12 protein-coding genes and 1 pseudogene are annotated in these 19,699 nt (G+C 71.9%); 11 read left to right on the forward strand and 2 right to left on the reverse strand.

The features are described 5' to 3' along the window. Nucleotides 1-191 precede the first annotated feature (191 nt). The 4 genes from lanKC to ACZ5VQ_RS29395 all read left to right on the forward strand — a co-directional run bounded on the left by lanKC (nucleotide 192) and on the right by ACZ5VQ_RS29395 (nucleotide 7,054). Nucleotides 192-2,957 carry a class III lanthionine synthetase LanKC gene (gene lanKC / locus ACZ5VQ_RS29380; protein ID WP_469107731.1) on the forward strand — a complete coding sequence of 922 codons (2,766 nt, stop codon included), beginning with the start codon at nucleotides 192-194 and terminating at the stop codon, nucleotides 2,955-2,957. 85 nt (nucleotides 2,958-3,042) lie between these two features. Further along, the gene (locus tag ACZ5VQ_RS29385) at nucleotides 3,043-3,159 is read left to right on the forward strand and encodes a SapB/AmfS family lanthipeptide (RefSeq protein ID WP_055617622.1); all 117 of its coding nucleotides are present in this window, start codon (nucleotides 3,043-3,045) and stop codon (nucleotides 3,157-3,159) included. Next, complete coding sequence (locus tag ACZ5VQ_RS29390) at nucleotides 3,156-5,027, forward strand: ABC transporter ATP-binding protein (protein WP_469107732.1); 1,872 nt, start codon at nucleotides 3,156-3,158, stop codon at nucleotides 5,025-5,027. The genes ACZ5VQ_RS29385 and ACZ5VQ_RS29390 overlap by 4 nt, the downstream gene beginning before the upstream one ends. 113 nt (nucleotides 5,028-5,140) lie before the next feature. Continuing rightward, complete coding sequence (locus tag ACZ5VQ_RS29395; RefSeq protein WP_469107733.1) at nucleotides 5,141-7,054, forward strand: ATP-binding cassette domain-containing protein; 1,914 nt, start codon at nucleotides 5,141-5,143, stop codon at nucleotides 7,052-7,054. Here the strand turns inward: ACZ5VQ_RS29395 and ACZ5VQ_RS29400 are convergent. Further along, nucleotides 6,980-7,606: pseudogene (locus tag ACZ5VQ_RS29400) on the reverse strand (LuxR C-terminal-related transcriptional regulator); the annotation flags it as partial. The gene ACZ5VQ_RS29395 and the pseudogene ACZ5VQ_RS29400 overlap by 75 nt on opposite strands. Before the next feature lie 161 nt (nucleotides 7,607-7,767). Between ACZ5VQ_RS29400 and ACZ5VQ_RS29405 the strand changes: the two are divergent. Beyond that, a complete protein-coding gene (locus ACZ5VQ_RS29405; protein ID WP_469107515.1) occupies nucleotides 7,768-9,921 on the forward strand; it encodes a SpoIIE family protein phosphatase in 2,154 nt (717 codons plus the stop codon). A 177-nt stretch (nucleotides 9,922-10,098) separates the two neighbouring features. Here the strand turns inward: ACZ5VQ_RS29405 and ACZ5VQ_RS29410 are convergent, their stop codons facing one another. Then, on the reverse strand, nucleotides 10,099-11,412 hold the full coding sequence (locus ACZ5VQ_RS29410) for a S1 family peptidase (protein ID WP_469107516.1): 1,314 nt from the start codon (nucleotides 11,410-11,412) through the stop codon (nucleotides 10,099-10,101). Nucleotides 11,413-11,597: 185 nt separating this feature from the next. Between ACZ5VQ_RS29410 and ACZ5VQ_RS29415 the strand changes: the two genes are divergently transcribed. The 6 genes from ACZ5VQ_RS29415 to ACZ5VQ_RS29440 all read left to right on the forward strand — a co-directional run bounded on the left by ACZ5VQ_RS29415 (nucleotide 11,598) and on the right by ACZ5VQ_RS29440 (nucleotide 19,697). Beyond that, complete coding sequence (locus ACZ5VQ_RS29415) at nucleotides 11,598-12,011, forward strand: PaaI family thioesterase (RefSeq protein WP_469107517.1); 414 nt, start codon at nucleotides 11,598-11,600, stop codon at nucleotides 12,009-12,011. Nucleotides 12,012-12,228: 217 nt separating this feature from the next. After that, the gene (locus ACZ5VQ_RS29420) at nucleotides 12,229-12,924 is read left to right on the forward strand and encodes a type 1 glutamine amidotransferase domain-containing protein (protein ID WP_469107518.1); all 696 of its coding nucleotides are present in this window, start codon (nucleotides 12,229-12,231) and stop codon (nucleotides 12,922-12,924) included. 505 nt (nucleotides 12,925-13,429) lie between these two features. Next, on the forward strand, nucleotides 13,430-13,645 hold the full coding sequence (locus ACZ5VQ_RS29425) for a type A2 lantipeptide (RefSeq protein ID WP_469107519.1): 216 nt from the start codon (nucleotides 13,430-13,432) through the stop codon (nucleotides 13,643-13,645). Between the two features lie 115 nt (nucleotides 13,646-13,760). Then, nucleotides 13,761-14,567: a biotin/lipoyl-containing protein gene (locus ACZ5VQ_RS29430; protein ID WP_469107520.1), complete on the forward strand. Its 807-nt coding sequence runs from the start codon at nucleotides 13,761-13,763 to the stop codon at nucleotides 14,565-14,567. Nucleotides 14,568-14,611: 44 nt separating this feature from the next. Next, nucleotides 14,612-16,828 (forward strand): NHLP family bacteriocin export ABC transporter peptidase/permease/ATPase subunit, encoded by a 2,217-nt coding sequence (locus tag ACZ5VQ_RS29435; RefSeq protein ID WP_469107734.1) that lies wholly within the window; start codon nucleotides 14,612-14,614, stop codon nucleotides 16,826-16,828. A 1-nt stretch (nucleotide 16,829) separates the two neighbouring features. Then, the gene (locus ACZ5VQ_RS29440) at nucleotides 16,830-19,697 is read left to right on the forward strand and encodes an NHLP bacteriocin export ABC transporter permease/ATPase subunit (RefSeq protein WP_469107521.1); all 2,868 of its coding nucleotides are present in this window, start codon (nucleotides 16,830-16,832) and stop codon (nucleotides 19,695-19,697) included. Nucleotides 19,698-19,699: the final 2 nt, after the last annotated feature.

A 19,699-nucleotide genomic window follows, 5' to 3' on the forward strand; every position in this document is an offset into this window, starting at 1 on the left:
GGACCGCCAGGGAGCGTCCCGAGCGTGCGTCCCACAGGCGCGGGGTGCTGCCCTCGCCCACCGAGGCGATCGTCGGCCCGTGAGACCGAACGCGACTCGACCCGTGCATTCCTCACGGTCACCTTGTGACAGCCGTGACTGTGCGGGCCCTTCGTGGGGTGGAAGGCTCGGCAGCCGTCGAGGGGAATGCGATGGACGAGCGGTACGAGGTCTACGCGCTGGCCGACAGATTCTTCTACGAGACGCCGGACCGGCTGACCGGGGAGGGGCGCGGCGAAGCGTCCGGCTACGAGACGGCCCGGCGTCCGGTGCCGGAGGGGTGGCGGGCGTCCCGGATCGGGGACTGGCTGACGATGACCCCCGTCGACGGGGAGGGCCGGCCGCGGTCCGGCCCGGTCCAGGGGTGGAAGATCCACGCCTCGGCCACGCGGGAGAACGCGGAGCGCGTCGCGGCGGCCGTGTGGGACTACTGCGTGCCCCGGCTGATCCCCTTCAAGTTCGTGCCGGGTCCACAGCTGCTGCATCTGCGGAACGTCAAGTACGCCGCCCGCGACGCGAGTGGCAAGTTCGTCACCGTCTATCCGGCGGACGAGGCCCAACTCCAGGTCGTACTGGAGGAGTTGGGTGCGCTGCTGGAGGGTCTCGAAGGGCCGTACATCCTCACCGACCTGCGCTGGAACGACGGCCCGCTGTATGTGCGTTACGGGGCGTTCGCGCGGTCCTTCGTCGTCGACGAGCGCGGCACGCTGGTGCCCGCGGTGACGGACGGCGAGGGGCGGCTCGTGCCGGACCGGCGTGCACCCTCCTTCCAGGTGCCGGAGTGGGTGACCCTGCCCGCGTTCCTGGAACCGCAGCTCGCCGCGCGCAACACGACGACGGTCGGCGAGCTGCCGTACCGCATCGAGAAGGCGCTGCACTTCTCCAACGGCGGTGGGGTGTACGCGGGTGTCGACACCCGCGACGGGAGCAGGGTCGTCCTCAAGGAGGGCCGTCCGCACGCGGGGCTCGCGGCCGACGGAGCGGACGCCGTGGCCCGGCTCGCCCGGGAGAAGTACGCCCTGGAGCGGGTGTCCGGGCTCGGTGTGGTGCCCGGGGTGCGCGACTGGTTCATGCTCGGCGACCACCGCTTCCTCGTCATGGACTTCCTGGAGGGCCAGCCGCTCAACTCCTTCTTCGCCGAACGCCATCCGCTGCTCACCGCCGACCCGGATCCCGCCGCCGTCGCCGACTACACCGCCTGGGCGCTGCGCGTTCACGGACTGGTCGAGGAGGCGGTCGAGGCGGTGCACGCGCGTGGCATCGCCTTCAACGACCTGCACATGTTCAACATCATGGTCGCCCCCGACGAACGGTCGGTCGCGCTCCTCGACTTCGAGGCGGCGGCGCCGATCGAGGAGGGCGGTCGCCAGGTCGTCGCCCATCCGGGGTTCTTCGCACCGCCGGACCGGACGGGCGCGGACGTGGACCGGTACGCGCTGGCGTGTCTGCGGCTCGCGATGTTCATGCCGGTCACCACGCTGTTCGTGGTGGACCGCGCGAAGGCGGCACACCTGGCCGAGGTCATCACGGACCAATTCCCTGACGTACCACGGGAGTTCCTCGCCGAGGCGGTCGGCGAGATCACCCGGGGCCCCGCGTCCCGCACGACCGCTTCGCCGTCCACTGCCGCCGTGACATCGCCCTCCCCCGCCGCCGCTTCGTCGTCCTCCGCGGCCGTCCTGCCCGTCCCCGCGGACGCCTCGCCGTTCCCCGCGAACGCCTCGCCGTACGCCGCGCTCGCCGAGCCCGGTGACTGGCCGTACAGCCGCGACTCGATGGTCAAGGCGATCCTCGCCTCGGCCACCCCGGAGCGCGACGACCGGCTGTTCCCGGGCGACATCGCGCAGTTCTCCGACGGCGGCGGACTCGGGCTCGCGTACGGGGCCGCGGGAGTGCTGTACGCCCTGGCGGAGACCGGCGCGGACCGGTACGAGGAGGGCGAGCGCTGGCTGCTCGACCACACCGACCCGGTGCCGACGGGAACGCCGCTCGGCCTGTACGACGGTCTCGCGGGCGTCGCGTACGTCCTCGACCTGCTCGGGCACCGGCAGCGGGCGCTGGACCTCGTCGACACCGTGCTCAAGGAGAAGTGGCGGAAGCTGTCCTCCGACCTGAAGGGCGGGCTCGCCGGGCTCGGCCTGGTGCTCGACCGGCTGGCCCGTACGACCGGCGAGCCGGAACTGGACCTCCGGGCGGCGGAGGTGGCACGGATCCTCCAGGAGCGGGCGGCCGAGCCGCGGCCCGAGCCGAAGAAGCGCCGCGCCGGACTCCTCCGCGGCGCGAGCGGACCCGCGCTGTTCCTGCTGCGCCGGTACGAGTCGACCGGTGACCCCGAGCTGCTGACGTCGGCCGCCGAGGCGCTCCGGCGGGACCTGGAGTGCTGCGTCGTCCAGCGCGGCGGCGGCCTGGAGGTCGACGAGGGCCGACGCACCCTCCCCTACCTCGGCGACGGCAGCGCCGGAATCGGCCTGGTCATCGACGACTACCTCGCGCACGCCGGCGGTGACCGGAGCGAGGACAGCGGAGACAAGTACGGCCGGAGCCAGCACAGCCGGCGCGCGAGCGGCCAAGGCTCCTACGGCCGGGCCGAGTTCGAGCGAGTCCGATCGCAGATCCTGACCGCCGCCACCTCGCGCTTCTACGCGCAGCCCGGGCTGTTCCAGGGCCGGGCGGGCATGATCCTGCACCTGAGCCGCACCGGCGCGGACCCCGGGCAGCTCGCCGCGCAAATCGCCGGGCTCGGCTGGTTCGCCATGCCCTACCAGGGCCAACTGGCATTCCCCGGGCACCAGATGATGCGCCTCTCCATGGACCTGGGCACCGGAACGGCAGGGTGTCTGCTGGCGCTCGCCGCCGCACTCGACGGTGAGGCCCTCGCCCATCTGCCGTTCCTCCCGCCGCCTCCACGGCGGCCCTGATACGCGGTTCCGCCGCTCGGCGGAGTCGTGACACCAAACCCCGTCCCCACAGGGCGACTTCACACAGAGAGAAAAGGACATCACCATGGCACTTCTCGACCTGCAGACGATGGAATCCGACGAGCAGACGGACGGCGGCGCGAACAGCACCCTCAGCCTGCTCTCCTGCATCAGCGCGGCCAGCGTCACCCTGTGTCTCTGACATCACCGCGTTCACACGGCTCCGGGCGGTTCCCGACCCCCAGTGGGGAGGGGCCGCCCGGGGCCTCGCACGGCGGTGCGCTGTTGCGTGCGGCGACCCGGCACAGCGGCGTCCGCTGCGCGACCCTCGCCTTCCTCTCCCTGGCCGGGACGGCGGCGGGCCTGCTGCTGCCGGCGGCGCTGGGCCGGGCGCTCGACGCCCTGCTGGCCGATCCCTCCCGGGCCACGAAGTGGGTCCTCTACTGCACCGTCCTGGTACTGGTACTCGCCGTGCTCGACGGGTGCGAGACGGTACTGGGCGCGACCACGAACGCCCGGGCCACCGCGTGGCTGCGCGCGCGGCTCACGGGACATGTGCTGGGCGTGGGACCGCGAGCCGGGCACCGGTTCGGGCCGGGTGAACTCGTCGCGCGTCTCGTGGGCAACGCCGCGCAGGCCGGAACGGCCCCCGCGACGCTGGCCGGCCTCTTCGCCGCGCTGGCCGCCCCACTCGGGGCGATCGTGGCGCTCTGGCTGATCGATCCCCGGCTTGCTCTCGTGTTCCTGGCCGGGGTGCCCGTTGTCGTGGCGCTGCTCCGGACCTTCGCGCGCAACTCCTCGCGGTGCGTGGCTCGTTACCAGGACGCGCAGGGGCGGATCGCGGGCGCGCTGGCGGAGGCGATCGGCGGCGCGCGCACCATCGCGGCGGGCGGGACCGCCGACAAGGAGGTCGCACGGATCCTGCGGCCACTTCCCGAACTGTCCCGCGAGGGCCACCGGATGTGGCGCGTCCAGGGGCGCGCCGCCGCACAGGCCGTCGGGGTGGCACCGCTGCTGCAGATCGCGGTGCTGGCCACGGCCGGCCTGCTGCTCACCCAACACCAGCTGTCCGTAGGCGAGTTGCTTGCCGCCTCCCGGTACGCCGTACTGGCGACCGGCGTCGGCGTGCTCGTCGGCCGGCTGGGCGGGCTGGTCGAGGCCCGGGCTTCGGCACGCCGACTCGGCGAGGTGCTGGACGAGCCGGAGACCACGTACGGGATCCGCCATCTCCCGCCGGGGCAGGGCCAGTTGGAGCTGCGCGCGGTGACCGCCCGGAACCGCGGCGGCCGTGCCGTGCTGGACGGTGTCGACCTCGTCGTGCCCGGCGGAACCACACTGGCCGTCGTCGGGCGCTCGGGGGCGGGCAAGTCCCTGCTGGCCGCGCTCGCCGGGCGGCTGGCCGACCCGGACTCCGGCGAGGTGCTCCTCGACGGAGTACCGCTGCGCGAACTGGACCGACACACGCTGCGGCGCGCGATCGGTTACGCCTTCGAACGCCCCGCCCTGCTCGGCGGGACCGTCGAGGACACGATCGGCTTCGGCCACCCGCAACCGCCCCCGGACCGGGTACGGGAGGCCTCCCGTACAGCCCGCGCCGACGACTTCGTACGTCGTCTTCCCCACGGTTACGCGACCCCCTGCGACGCGGCCCCGCTGTCCGGCGGTGAGGCCCAACGCCTCGGTCTGGCACGGGCGTTCGCACGCGGCGGACGACTGCTGATCCTGGACGACGCGCTGTCGAGCCTCGACACGGTGACGGAACACCACGTCACGGAGGCGCTCTTCCGCCGCACACCGGGGTGCGGCCGCCTGGTCGTCGCCCACCGGGCGTCGACTGCGGCCCGGGCGGACTCGGTGGCCTGGCTGGACGGCGGCCGCGTGCGGGCCGTCGGTCGACACGCGGAGTTGTGGGCGCATCCCGAATACCGGGCCGTGTTCGGGAGCGACGCGGCCGTGCACGCGGCTGACGAGGCCGTTTGCGTGTGCGACACGGCCGTGTACCCGGGCGACTCTGCCGTGTACGCGAGTGACGCGCCTCCGAGCGGCAAGCGGAACGGAGGGAGTCGGTGAGCGGGAACCCGTCGGCCGGCCTGCGGCCCGGAAAGCCGCCCCGTGGTGCCCTGCGCTCCGGCACCACCGCGCCGGACAGGCACAACAGCGTCCACCGGCGCGGGCTCCGCTTCCTGCGGGCCAGGCCACGCGTGGTCGGGCGGCTGGCCGCATGGTCGGTGCTGGAGACGGCTCAGACCTTCCTCACCGGGTACGCGCTGGCGCGTGCCCTCGACGCCGGGTTCCTGGCGGGTCGGGTGGACGTCGGGCTCGGCTGGCTCGCGGCGGCCGCCGTCGCCGTGGTCGTCGGGGCGTACGGAACCGGGCGGGTCTACGGAGCCGTGGCCGCGCTGGTCGAGCCGTTGCGGGACCGGCTCGTGCGGCACGTGGTCGAGCGGGGGGTGCGGGACGCGGACCGGGGCGCGCTGTCCCGGCTCACCCAGCAGGTGGAGATCGCCCGGGACACCTTCGCCGGACTCGTGATGGTGTCGCGCTCGTTCGTGTTCACCGCCGCCGGTGCCCTGATCGGCCTGTTCTCGCTCGCGCCGCCGCTGCTGCTCGTGGTGGCGCCGCCGCTCGCCGCCGGCGTGGGCCTGTTCGCACTGACACTGAGGCCACTGACCCGCCGCCAGGAGGCGTTCCTCGTAGCCGACGAGGACCTCGCCGAGCGGCTCGGCGCGGTCTGCCCCGGGTTGCGCGACATCACGGCCGCCGGTGCCGAGGACCGGGTCGCCGCCGACGCGGGGGTACGTATCGCGGCCGAGGAGCGCGCCGCGCGGTCCCTGGCCCGCTGGGGTGTCCTGCGAGTGGTGGCCCTGGCGATCGGCGGACAGCTCCCGATCGTCCTCCTGCTCGCGACCGCACCCTGGCTCCTCGCCCACGGGGTCACACCCGGCGCGCTGGTGGGTGCCCTCGCCTATGTCACGCAGTCCCTGCTCCCGGCCCTCCAGAACCTGATCCACGGCCTGGGCACGAGCGGCTCCCGGCTGGCGGTCGTCCTCCGCCGCCTCGCACCGGACACTCCGGCACCCCCGAACGCGCCCGTCCCCGCCCCGTCCCCCGCCCCGAGCACGACATCCGCACCGGGCTTCGCGCCTCCCGGCCCACCGGCGGCCGTCACCCTCTCCTCTCTCACCTTCGCCTACGGCCCCGCCAGCGAGCCGGTGATCGAGGACCTCGACCTGTCCGTCCCCCACGGCACCCACCTCGCGATCGTGGGCCCCAGCGGCATCGGCAAGTCCACGCTCACCGCCCTCATGGCCGGGCTCCTCGCACCGACCGGGGGCTCCGTCGACGTACGCCCGGCCCTCGACCGCCCTGTCCCCGGCCACCCCGCGCACCGCGCCCGCGTACTGATCCCGCAGGAGGCGTACGTCTTCACCGGCACGCTGGCAGAGAACCTCGGCCAGTTGCGGCAGGCCCCCGTGCCCGAGCGGGAGCTGCTGGCCGCGGCCGAGGCCGTCGGGACGATCGCGCTGCTCGACAGGCTGGGCGGGCCGACGGCCGAGGTCGATCCGGGGGCCCTGTCCTCGGGCGAGCGCCAGCTCATCGCGCTGACCCGCGCCTACCTCGCGCACGCCCCCCTCGCCCTGCTGGACGAGGCGACCTGTCACCTGGACCCGGCGGCCGAGGAGCGCGTGGAGCGCGCCTTCGTCCGGCGGGGCGGCACGCTCGTGGTCGTGGCGCACCGCATCAGCTCCGCCGTCCGCGCAGACCGGGTGCTGGTCATGGACGGACGGCGGACCGCGTACGGCAGCCACGACGAGCTGATGGAGCGGTCCGCGCTGTACCGCGATCTGGTCGGTGCCTGGTCGCCGCTGGGCGAAGCCCCTGCTGTACCGGCTGTCCCAGCCGCCCCGGTCAGCCCGGCCGCCCACTGGCCGGAGGGGTCACAGCCAGCCCTCCCCCTGCGAGATCCGGATGGCGTCGACGCGGTTGCGGGCGCCGGTCTTCCGCGTGATCGCCGCCATGTAGTTGCGTACGGTCCCGTTGGACAGATGGAGGCTTCCGGCGATCTCCGCGACGGAGGCGCCCTCGGCGGCCAGTGAAAGCACGCTCAGCTCCCGGCTGGTCAGCGGCATCCGGGCGGCTCGGAGAAAACCGAAGCCGAGCGAGTCGTCGACGAACCGTTCGCCCACGGCCACCCGCCGTATCGCGGAGACCAGCCGCTCCGGCGAGCTCTCCTTGTCCACGTAGCCGAGCGCCCCGGCGTCGAACGCGCGCCGCAGAAGACCAGGTCTTCGCGCCGTGGCCAGCACCAGCAGCCGGGGGTCCGCCGTGCCCGGCCCCCGCAGGTCGCCGAGCGGCGGCATCTCGTACGAGTCCGCGCGGTCGAGATCCGCCGCGCAGACGTCGGGCCGCAGCGATCGGGCGCTGCCGGGCGCACCGCGCCACTCGGCGTCGAACACCGTCAAGTCGGACACATGGCGCAGCCACTCCGCCAGGACCGACCTCACCAGACACACGTCGTGCACCAGAAGCACCCGGATCACGTCCGTCCCTTCCGCCCTCCGCCTGCCGATTGCGTCGTGCTCTGCGCGTGTGCCCAATGACAGGCGCGTCCCACTTCTCTCCTGTCCCGGGCGTGAAGAACCGGCCATGGTCGGTGACCGTGGCGTCGAAGCCGGTGACGGTGGCGTCGAGGGCGGTGGCCGTGGCGTCAAGGCCGGTGCCGGTGGCGCCCCGGCCCCCTCGCCGTGCGGGAACCGCCCTCCCGAGGGAGCCTTGTGCCCTGGGCTCCTTCGCGTGTCCGAGGGAGGAGGTGGTCGGCGTGTCCGACTGGCAGGTGTCCGGGCAGGAACGGGACGCCGCCCCGCCGCCGGTCGGCCGGCCGCTGCTGTCGCTGACGCTCGCCGCGCTCATGGACGACGTGCACGCGCACTCGGGCGCGGTGTATCTGCTGACCCCCGGCGAGCCGGTCCTTGAGATGGCGGTGATGGCCGGGCTGCCCAGGGCCTTCGCGGCGCCCTGGGAGCGGGTGGGCCTGAGCGCGCCGATCCCGGTGGCGGAGGCCGCGCGCGACCGGCGGCTCGTGTGGGTGGGCGGCGAGGAGGACATGGCCCGCCACTATCCGCGGATCGCCGTCGTCCTGCCGTACCCGTTCGCGCTGGCCGCACTGCCGGTCGCGACCGACCGGGCCACCTACGGGGCGGTCTTCGTCACCTGGCCGGGCTCGCACCCCTCGGAGCTGTCCGAACGGGAGCGGGACCATCTCACCGCCGCCTGCGACCGGCTCGCGCTGCGCCTGGAGCGGGCCGTCGAGGAGGGCCGGCCGATCCATCCCGAGCCCGATCTGATCGCCCCGGCGTCGGTGGCGACGGTGGCCGGAACACTCGGCACGGTGGAGGCGGTGCGGATGGTGGCGCGGCTGCCGTACGGGCTGTGCGCGCTCGATCTGCACGGCCGGATCAGCTTCGCCAACGCGTCGGCAGCGGACCTGCTCGGCCTGCCGGTCAGCGGGCTCCTTGGCACCCAGCTGTGGGCGACCGTGCCGTGGCTCAACGATCCGGTCTACGAGGACCGCTACCGGGCCGCCCTGCTCAGCCAGCAGGCGACGTCGTTCGTGGCGCTCCGGCCGCCCTCGGACTGGCTGTCGTTCCGGCTCTATCCCAGTACGAACGGGCTGAGCCTGCGCATCACCCGGGCGCGGGCCGTGGCGCGGGAGGGCCCCGCGGGGTTCCGGCACGCGGACACCGGTACGCGCCTCGTGACCATCTCGCAGGTGCTGAGTCTGGCCGGGGCGCTCACCGAGGCGGTGGGTGTGCAGGACGTGGTGCAGCTGGTCGCGGACGAGATCGCGCCCGCCGTCGGCAGCCAGGCGCTCGTGCTCCTCGGCTCCCAGGCGGGCCGGCTGCACGTCCTCGGGCACCGCGGCTATCCGGATCCGCATGTCGTGGAGCGCTTCGACGGGATGCCGCTGACCGAGCAGACTCCCGGGGTACACGCCCTGAGAAGCGGTGTGCCCGCCTTCTTCGACTCCCGCCAGCAGCTGGAGCGCCTCTACCCGGCCCGGAACTCCACACCCGACGGCATGGCGGCCTGGGCGTTTCTGCCGCTCATCGCCTCCGGGCGGCCGGTGGGCACCTGTGTCCTCGCGTACGCCGACCCGCATCCCTTCCCGGCCGACGAGCGTGCCGTGCTGACCAGCCTCAGCGGACTGATCGCGCAGGCGCTGGAACGGGCCCGCCTCTACGACGCCAAGCACCAGCTGGCGCACGGTCTGCAGGCCGCGCTGCTGCCGCACTCGCTGCCGTCCCTGCCCGGCATCGAGGCGGCCGCCCGCTATCTGCCCGCGACGCAGGGCATGGAGATCGGCGGGGACTTCTACGACCTGGTGCCGACGGGCGGCCGGGCAGCGGCGGTGATCGGGGACGTGCAGGGCCACAACGTCACCGCGGCCGGACTGATGGGTCAGATCCGTACCGCCGTACGTGCGTACACGACCGTCGGCCAGTCGCCGGGGGACGTCATGAGCAGCACCAACCGGCTGCTGATCGACCTGGGTACGGAACTCTTCGCGAGCTGTGTCTATCTGCGTCTGGACCCGGCGCACGGGCAGGTCGTGATGGCCCGGGCCGGGCATCCGCCGCCCCTGCTGAGAAAGCCGGACGGCAAGGTGCGGGTCCTCGACCTGGCCGGCGGGCCGCTGCTCGGCATCGACCCGGCCGCCACCTACCCGACGACCGACGTCGCGCTGCCGCCCGGGTCACTGCTCGCCCTCTACACCGACGGGCTCATCGAGTCCCCCGGCGTCGACATCGAGGACGCACTGGCCGGCCTCGCGCAACGACTCACCGAGATCGGCGACCGCCCCCTCGACGAGATGGCCGACTCCCTCGTGGAACACAGCGGAACGGCGGAGCAACGAGTCGACGACGTGGCCCTACTGCTGCTCCGCGCCCGCCCCACCCCGTGAAAGGGGCCCGGCAGAGACGCCCTCAAGGGGCGCGGGGAACTGCGCGACCAGCCCCCGCGGGCCCGCGGACGACGCACCACCCCAAGGCCTCCACTCCATGCAGAGCGGCCCGGCTCTCCACCAGGAGAACCGGGCCGCTCCACATCAACTGGGCGCCGTTACCGACGTACGTTCAGGTCACTGGTTGTTCGTGAGCCCCGACTCGTCGTCCACACCGTCACCGTTCTGGTCGTTGACGCCGCCGACCTGCTCCTCGCCGCCGACCTCTTCACCGCCGACCGCGTCGCCACCGGCACCGGCTTCCTCACCGGCACCGGCCTCTTCACCAGCACCGGCTTCCTCACCAGCACCGGCCTCCTCGCCTGCACCGGCACCCGCGTCGCCCGCCCCGAGCGTCGCGCCGACCGCGGCCAGCGCGGTGGTCACCGGCTGGAAGAAGGTCTCGCCGCCGACGGTGCAGTCGCCGCTGCCGCCCGAGGTCAGGCCGATCGCGCTGCCGTCCGCGGTGAACAGGGAGCCGCCGCTGTCGCCGGGCTCGGCGCAGACGTTGGTCTGGATGAGACCGGTGACCGTGCCCTCCGGGTAGTTCACGGTGGCATTGAGGCCGGTGACCTCACCGTCGTTCAGGCCGGTGGTGCTGCCCATCCGGATGACGGCCTGGCCGACCGCCGCCTCCGCGGCCTGTGTGATCTCGACCGACTGCTGGCCGGTGTTGACCGTGCTGGGTGCCTCGGTCGCCGGGTCGTCGTACTTGACCAGGGCGAAGTCGCCGTCACCGGGGAACGTGGCGGCCTCGACCGTGCCGATCGGCGCGCCTGCCTCGGAGTCCGACCACTGGGCCGCTGCGACACCGCAGTGACCCGCCGTCAGGAAGGCCGGGGCGCCGTCGTCGGCGACGACGTTGAAACCGAGCGAGCAGCGTGCGCCGCCGCCGAAGATGGCGTCGCCGCCCTCGACGAACGTCTTGAACGTGCCGGCCGACTTCTTGATGGTCGCCATGCCCGCACCGAGTGTGTTGACGGTCGACTCGAGCTGGTCCCACTTTGCGCCCGTGACGGTGCTGTCGGCGGTGACCTGGATCTTGTTCGTCCTGGGGTCGACGGCCCACGAGGTGCCGGGGATGGTCGCGTCGGCCTTCAGCGTCTGCGAGGCCGCCGTGAGCTCCTTCGTGCTGTTGTCGACCTGCTGGACGACGGCACCGGCCTCCTCCGCCTGGACGATGATGTTGTTGTCGTCGCCCACGACGTTGATGATGAGCTGCTGCTTGCCCGAGTCGTAGTACGCACCGGCATAGGCTTCACCGAGCAGTTCGGCCAGCTGCGAGGCGAGGTCGGACGCCTCCGCGGCCTTCACCGTTCTGGGGGCGGCACCTTCCGTCGCATCGGTCTGGGACGCCATCGCGTTGGGCAGGATGAGTGCCGCCGCGCCGAGCGCCACCACGCTTCCTGCGGCTATGACGGCCTTGCGCTTGGGTATCCGCTTGTGACTCAACTTCTTGACCTCCTGGGGACTGGGGGGTCCGAGCCGCCGTCTGGCAGCTGACTGCGGGCGCCTGGATGGCTGTAGGTACGCAAGCGGTGCGTGTGGCGTTCAACGTCTTTCCTCAACTTCCTTTGCGAAAGCGCGATTCAGTTGTCCCGGGTGACCCGTCGCCGACGCCGGGGAACAATGCCCGCATGACGCTGACCACCGCTGATGCGGACAAGATCCTCTCGGTGAACTTCGCTCCCTGGGTTCTCGAACTCGCCCTGAAGGTCGAGGAGTTGGGCGACTCTCGGGCGGTGCTGCGGCTGCCCTGGTCCGATCGGCTCGCCCGGGAGGGCGGTTCGTTGTCCGGGCAGGCCCTGATGGCCGCGGCGGACACGGCGACGGTGATCGCGGTGTCGGCGGCGCGCGGCGCGTACGGGCCGATGACCACGGTCCAGCAGTCCACGACGTTCCAGCGCGCGGTCATGGACGCGGACGTCCTGATCGAGGCGGTCGTGACGAAACTGGGCCGCCGGACGGCGTTCACCGACATCACGATGACCGCCGAGGGCACGGAGGGGATCGCGGCCCGCGCGAGCGCGGTGTACGCGCTGCTCGGCTGATTCGCGGCCCGTTGCGGGCCCGGATCGGCCCAATGCCGGGCCCCAATTCGTTTCCCGACCGGGATCCGCCACGCATTCCAGCTGCGGGTGACGAAAGGACGACATTCGGGCGCACCGACGGCCATTCGGGTCTATTCCCGTGATGCCATTGGAAATCCGATGCCCTCCAATGGATCCCCTATTGGATCTCCGTGTCCCGTCGGCCTACCTTCGAGGCATGGCAAAGATTCTTTTCGTAGTGACCGGCACCGACTTCTGGACCCTCGCCGACGGCACCAAGCACCCGACCGGCTTCTGGGCCGAGGAAGCCGTCGCCCCGTACAAGGCGTTCAGGGCGGCGGGGTACGAGGTCGTCGTGGCCACCCCGGGCGGCGTCGTGCCGACCGTGGACCGGGGCAGCCTGGCTCCCGAGTTCAACGGCGGCGAGGAGGGCGCCGCCGAGGTCGTCGCCGCGCTCGGCTCGTTCGCCGAGCTGCAGCACCCCGTCCGTGTGGAGGACGTGGACCTGGACGAGTACGTGGCCGTCTTCTACCCCGGCGGCCACGGCCCCATGGAGGACCTCGCCGTCAACGCCGACTCGGGTCGGCTCCTCACCCTGGCCCTGGAGTCCGGCAAGCCGCTCGGTGTCGTCTGCCACGCCCCGGCCGCGCTGCTGGCCGCCACGAAGGCGGACGGCGGCAACGCCTTCGCGGGCTACCGGCTGACCGGCTTCACCAACACGGAGGAGACCCAGGCCGGTTTCGCCGACAAGGCCAAGTGGCTGCTCCAGGACCGGCTGGTGGAGATCGGCGCCGATTTCCAGGAGAGCGAGCCGTGGGCTCCGTACGTGGTCGTCGACCGCAACCTCGTCACGGGCCAGAACCCCGCCTCCTCCGCGCCGCTCGCCGCCGAGCTCCTGAAGAAGCTCGGCTGACACCTCTTCGGCAACACGGCTGACGCCACTCCCGTAACAGAGGCCATCGGCTTGCACTCCGCCACCACGCGGTAACAGCCCGTTCGGGCGAGGGAGCGGAATCCCGGCTTCAGCAAATCTGCACATCGAATACGCACCCGGGTCACGGCACGCGACGAATCCACACAGTGGATCGTCGCGTGCCGTGTCTTTGGCGAGGTGTGCCCGATTCCGACCCACACCCTTCGTTGCCGAAATGTGAATCCCCCTGGGCGCATGTGAAGAAGTCGCCACCGAGACGTGCGCACGCCTGCACCGTTGAGTCGATCCGGCACTCAAATGCCCTGATCACATGGGCCGTTGATTGGATGAGTGGCGCGGCACCGTGCTTTGATCCATTGCACCGCGGGGGTCGTTCGACGGTTCCCGGTTCCGGGTTCCGGACGCCCGCGGTCGCGGCCGTCCATCTGTCCCCAGAGGGGGCCGCTCCCCCCTTGTGAATATCAATAGGAAGGGAAGTTCCATCATGAACTCCACCCCCCAGGTTGCCACCGTCGAGATCTCCGACGCTGAGCTCGACAACGTCTCCGGTGGCCTCTCGGTCAACGCGCTCGGCACCGTCACGGGCATCGTCGACGGCATCGCCCCGGTTTCCGGCCTGGTCGACACCGTCGTGGGCACCGTTGAGGGCACGACCGGCCTGAACACCGCCCCGGTCACCGGCCTGGTCGCCGGCATCTGATCACTCTGTGATCGCATAGCGTGCCGTGAGTCCCGGAACCGCTTCCCGGTTCCGGGACTTACGGATGTCGTAGTTCGGAAGTTCGGATCTCATTTCTCGCAGGTGAGGGAAGACCGTGCAGTTCCGCCAACAGGCCCTCGCCAAGCTGCAGTCGCCGGAGGAGCTCGACCTCCCGGTGCGCTTCGCCCGCCCCCAGGGCTGGCTCGTGCTGTTCGTGACGGTGGTCGTCATGGCGGCCGCGTCGGTCTGGGCCGTGACGGGCTCCGTGGCGTCCACGGTGAGCGCGCCCGCCATCCTCACGCACGGGCAGGGCAGTTACCTCCTGCAGAGCCCCGTCTCCGGCCAGGTCACCGCGGTCGTCGCCGAGCAGGGACAGCGGATCGCCGCGAACGCCCCCGTACTCAAGGTCCGTACGGCGAAGGGCGAGACGGTCGTACGCAGTGTCGCCGCGGGCCGGGTCACCGGGCTCGCCGCCACGATCGGCGCGATCATCAGCACGGGCACGAACGTGGCCGCCGTGGAGAAGGTCGCCGACGCCGACGACCCGCTGTACGCGACGGTGTACGTGCCCGCCGAGAACGCCGCCACGATTCCCTCGGACGCGGCCGTGGACCTCACCGTCCAGTCCGCGCCGACCCAGCAGTACGGCGTGCTGCGGGGCCATGTGAAGTCGGTCGACCGGGCCGCCCAGTCGCAGCAGCAGATCGCCGCCTTCCTCGGTGACAGCCAGCTGGGCGAGCAGTTCACGAAGAAGGGCAGGCCGGTGGCCGTCCTCGTCCGGCTCGACCGTTCGTCGGGCACGAAGTCCGGCTACAAGTGGTCCTCCGCGGACGGTCCGCCGTTCCGGCTGAGCTCCATGACCGTGGCCTCCGGCGCGATCCGCCTGGAGGACCAGCGCCCGATCGATTGGCTGCTGCCGTGAGCGCGACCGACGAGTCCACCACCGCGGCCGGCCGGGAGTCACAACTGCCGCCGCCCGTACGGGGCCGCCGCCGCGCCACCCCGCCCAAGCGCACCGTCCCCAAGGGCCGGGTCAAGACCGTGCGTACGCCCACCGTCCTCCAGATGGAGGCCGTGGAGTGCGGCGCCGCCTCGCTCGCGATGGTGCTCGGGCACTACGGGCGGCACATCCCGCTGGAGGAGCTGCGCATCGCCTGCGGTGTCTCGCGCGACGGCTCCCGGGCCAGCAACCTGCTGAAGGCGGCGCGGAGTTACGGCCTCACCGCCAAGGGCATGCAGATGGACACGGTCGCGCTCGCCGAGGTGCGCGCACCGGCGATCCTGTTCTGGGAGTTCAACCACTACGTCGTCTACGACGGCATGGGGCGCCGCTTCGGCCGGCGCGGGGTGCACATCAACGACCCCGGCAAGGGCCGCCGTTTCGTGCCCATGGAAGACTTCGACACCAGCTTCACCGGTGTCGTGCTGGTCCTGGAGCCGGGCCCGGACTTCAAGAAGGGCGGCCGCAAGCCGGGCGTCATGGGTGCCATGCCGGCCCGGCTGCGCGGCACGTCGGGCACGATGCCCGCCGCCGTCCTGGCGAGCCTGCTGCTGGTCGCGGTCGGGGCGGCGGTGCCCGCGCTCAGCCGTACGTACATCGACATGTTCCTCATCGGCGGGCAGACCTCGCTGCTGGGGGTGCTGTTCTCGTCGATGGGCGCGACGGTGCTGCTGACGGTCGTACTGACCTGGCTGCAGCAGACGAACCTGCTGCGCGGCCGCATCATCTCGTCCACGCTCAGCAGCGCGAAGTTCCTCCGGCATCTGATGCGGCTGCCGGTCACCTTCTTCTCCCAGCGCAGCCCGGCCGACCTGGTACAGCGCCTCCAGTCCAACGACGCGGTGGCCGAGACCCTGGCCCGGGACCTGGCCGCGGCGGGCGTGGACGCGGTGGTCGTCGTCCTCTACGCCGTGCTGCTCTATACCTACGACCCGCAGCTCACGGCCGTGGGCATCGGGGTCGCGCTGCTGAACATCGTGGCGATGCGGGTGGTGATCCGGCTGCGCGCGACGCGTACGGCCAAGCTGCGCGCCGACAGTGCGCGGCTGACCAACACGGCGTACACGGGCCTCCAGTTGATCGAGACGATGAAGGCGACCGGCGGGGAGGAGGGCTACTTCCGCAAGTGGGCCGGGCAGCACGCCACCACGCTGGAGGAACAGCAGCGACTCGGCGTGCCGAGTGCCTGGCTGGGTGTCGTCGCGCCGACGCTCGCGACGCTCAACAGCGCGCTGATCCTGTGGATCGGCGGTATGCGGGCCGTGGAGGGGCACATATCCGTCGGTCTGCTGGTCGCGTTCCAGGCACTGGTGACCCGCTTCACCGCGCCGATCACCCGACTCAACGGCGTCGCGGGCCGCATCCAGGACTTCGCGGCCGACGTGGCCCGCCTGAAGGACGTGGAGAACTTCGCGGCCGACCCGCTCTACTCGCGCCGCGGCGGGGGCGACAGCACCCGCAGGCTGCACGGCCATGTGGAGCTGGAGAACATCACGTTCGGCTACAGCCCGCTCGACAAGCCGCTGCTGTCCGGCTTCTCGCTGACGGTCGGCCCGGGCCAGCAGGTCGCCCTGGTCGGTGGCTCGGGCAGCGGCAAGTCGACGGTGTCCAGGCTGATCTCGGGACTCTACGCGCCCTGGGAGGGCGTGATCCGTATCGACGACCAGCGGCTGGAGGACATCCCGCGCGGCGCGCTGGCGGCCTCGGTCTCCTTCGTCGACCAGGACGTGTTCCTCTTCGAGGGCTCGGTCCGCGACAACATCGCGCTGTGGGACCCCTCGGTCCCGGACGAGGCCGTGGTCACCGCGCTGGAGGACGCGGCCCTGTACGACGTGGTGATGCGCCGCCCGGGCGGTATCCAGAGCCGGGTCGAGCAGGACGGGCGCAACTTCTCCGGCGGCCAGCGTCAACGCCTGGAGATCGCACGGGCGTTGGTGCGCAGGCCCAGCATCCTCGTGCTCGACGAGGTGACGAGCGCCCTGGACGCGGAGACCGAGCAGCTCGTCATGGACAACCTGCGCAAGCGCGGCTGTGCGTGTGTGGTGATCGCGCACCGGCTCAGCACCGTGCGCGACAGCGACGAGATCGTGGTCCTCCAGCACGGCACGATCGTGGAACGCGGGCGTCACGACACCCTGGTGGCGGCCGGCGGCGCGTACGCCGAGCTGGTCAGGGAGCGATGAGATGACGTCCGCGTACCCGCAGAACCAGCCGTACCAACCGGACGGGCAGCCCCAACAGCCCGCCGTCGAGGGCGACTACGTGCTCGGCGCGCTCGGTGGCGTGGGCACCCCGGTCGACGGCTCCGGCCTCACCCGCCTGGACCTCGAAGGGCCGCACGTGCTGTGGCTCGTCGTGTCCGGCGCCATGGACCTGTTCGCGGTCGACGCCGCCCAGCAGGGCCACTGGCACCACCTCGGCCGCCTCGAAGCGGGCTCGCTGCTGCTGGGCCCGGTGGCGGGACCCCAGCACACCCTGGTCGGCAGACCGCTGCGCGCCTGCGTACTGCGCCGGATCGCGCTGCGCGAGCTGTACCAGCCCCCGCAGACCGAGACCTGGACCTACGACGCGTACGGCAACCCCCAGTACGTCCCCCCGGCCACCAGCCCCCTGGAGTACGCCCTCTCGCTCGGTGTCGGCCGGGGCCTCGCCATCCTCTTCGAGGCGCCCCTCGCGACCGAGCGGGACGCGGTGCTCACGGACGACAACGTGCTGTGGATGCAGGTGCCGCCGGGCAGTGTGCAGTACGGCTCCCTGTACGGGGCCGAGGCCGCGGCGGACCTCCTGGTCGACCCGGCGATGTGGCAGGCGATGGTCGACCAGCAGTACCGGCTGCTAGCCACCCTCGACCGCTGGATCGAGCAGTTGGAGCGCACGCACGAGACCCGTACGGCCGCGGGCATCAAGGCGGGCGAGGCGGTCCGCGCGCAGGCCGACCGGACGCTCATCGCCTCCATGTCCAAGCGCTCGGGATCGGGTCCGGGCGCGGCGGACGCCGATGCCACGTACGCCGCCTGCAAGCTCGTCGCACACGCCGCCGGGATCACGCTCGCCGACCCGGCGCAGGGCGGCGCGGAGAGCGACCGGCTCGACCCCGTCGAACAGATCGCGCTCGCCTCCCGGGTCCGGGTGCGTGCCGTACGCCTCGACGGGCGATGGTGGCGCGACAACATCGGGCCGCTCGTCGGGCACCGGGTCGCGTCCGGCGCCCCGGCCGCGCTGCTGTGGCGGCGCGGCGGATATGTGGCGGTGCATCCGTCGAGCGGTCGTGAGACGCCGGTCGAGAAGGCCAACGCGGCGGAGTTCGAACCGCGGGCCGTCATGTTCTACCGGCCGCTGCCCGAGCGCCGCCTGAGCCCTCTGCGGCTGCTGCGGTTCAGTCTCCGGGGCACCGGCGGGGACATGCGCAACCTCGCGATCAGCGGTCTGGTGACGGTGGCCCTCGGCGCGCTGGTGCCGATCGCGACCGGCAAGGTGCTCGGCGAGTTCGTGCCGAAGGCCCAGGAGAGCCTGATCGTCCAGTTCTGTCTGGCCATCATGATCGCCAGTGTGGTGTCGGCGGCCTTCATGCTGATGCAGAACCTCACCATGCTGCGGCTGGAGGGCCGTATCGAGGCCACGCTCCAACCGGCCGTGTGGGACAGGCTGTTGCGGCTGCCGACGAAGTTCTTCACCTCCCGCTCCACCGGTGAACTGGCCAGTGCGGCCATGGGAATCAGCGCGATCCGCCGGCTGATGGCGGGCGTCGGCCCGGTGGTGGTCCAGTCGGTGACGGTCGGCGCGATGAACCTCGCGCTGCTCTTCTGGTACAGCGTCCCGATGGCGCTCGCCGCGATCGGCATGCTCGTCGTCATCGCCGGGGTTTTCCTCGGGCTCGGCCTGTGGCAGGTGCGCTGGCAGCGCCGACTGGTCGTGCTGAGCAACAAGCTCAACAACCAGGCGTTCCAGACCCTGCGCGGCCTGCCCAAGCTGCGGGTCGCGGCGGCCGAGAACTACGCGTACGCGGCCTGGGCGGGCGAGTTCGCCCGCAGCCGTGAACTCCAGCAGCGCGTGGGCCGGATCAAGAACCTCACGACGGTGCTGGGCGCGGTGTATCTGCCGCTCTGCTCACTCATCATGTTCATGCTGCTGGCGGGCCCCGCGCGCGGTTCGCTGTCGGCCGCCGCGTTCCTGACGTTCAACACCTCGATGACCATGCTGCTGACCTCGGTCACCCAGGTGACGGGTGCCTTTGTGTCAATGGTCTCCGCGCTGCCGATGTTCGAGGAGATCAGGCCGGTCCTCGACGCGACACCCGAGGTGCGGGTGGCGAGCACACGCCCCGCCGAACTGTCCGGCGCCATCGAGGCGAAGAAGCTCTCCTTCCGGTACACCGACGACGGTCCGCTCGTCCTGGACGACGTGTCCTTCGCGATCCGGCCGGGCGAGTTCGTGGCGATCGTCGGTCCCAGCGGCTGCGGCAAGTCCACCCTGCTGCGGCTGCTCATCGGCTTCGACAAGCCGGTCTCGGGCAGCGTCCTGTACGACGGCCAGGACCTGGCCGCCCTCGACCAGTCGGCCGTACGCCGTCAGTGCGGTGTGGTGCTCCAGCACGCACAGCCCTTCACCGGGTCGATCCTGGACGTCATCTGCGGCACCGAGCCCTACACGCCCGAGGAGGCGATGGCGGCGGCCGAGATGGCCGGGCTCGCCGAGGACATCAAGCGCATGCCGATGGGCCTGCACACCATCGTCTCCGGCAGCGGTGCCGTGTCCGGCGGCCAGCGCCAGCGTCTGATGATCGCCCAGGCGCTGATCCGGCGCCCGCGCATCCTGTTCTTCGACGAGGCGACCAGCGCCCTCGACAACGAGACCCAGCGCACGGTCATCGAGAGCACCCGCGCCCTCAACGCCACGCGCGTGGTGATCGCGCACCGCCTGTCCACCGTCATGGACGCGGACCGCGTCATCGTGATGGAGGACGGCAGGGTCGCCCAACAGGGCCCGCCCGCCCAGCTGTTGGCGGACACGGGCGGGCGGCTGCACGAGCTGGTGCGGCGGCAGATGCAGTAGGG

Source organism: Streptomyces sp. NPDC033178, assembly GCF_055577685.1.

What these genes read in the sequence shown, in the direction of transcription:
- lanKC (WP_469107731.1), top strand. Translation starts at nt 192, where the DNA reads ATGGACGAGCGGTACGAGGTCTACGCGCTGGCCGACAGATTCTTCTAC.
- ACZ5VQ_RS29385 (WP_055617622.1), top strand. Translation starts at nt 3,043, where the DNA reads ATGGCACTTCTCGACCTGCAGACGATGGAATCCGACGAGCAGACGGAC.
- ACZ5VQ_RS29415 (WP_469107517.1), top strand. Translation starts at nt 11,598, where the DNA reads ATGACGCTGACCACCGCTGATGCGGACAAGATCCTCTCGGTGAACTTC.
- ACZ5VQ_RS29420 (WP_469107518.1), top strand. Translation starts at nt 12,229, where the DNA reads ATGGCAAAGATTCTTTTCGTAGTGACCGGCACCGACTTCTGGACCCTC.
- ACZ5VQ_RS29425 (WP_469107519.1), top strand. Translation starts at nt 13,430, where the DNA reads ATGAACTCCACCCCCCAGGTTGCCACCGTCGAGATCTCCGACGCTGAG.
- ACZ5VQ_RS29440 (WP_469107521.1), top strand. Translation starts at nt 16,830, where the DNA reads ATGACGTCCGCGTACCCGCAGAACCAGCCGTACCAACCGGACGGGCAG.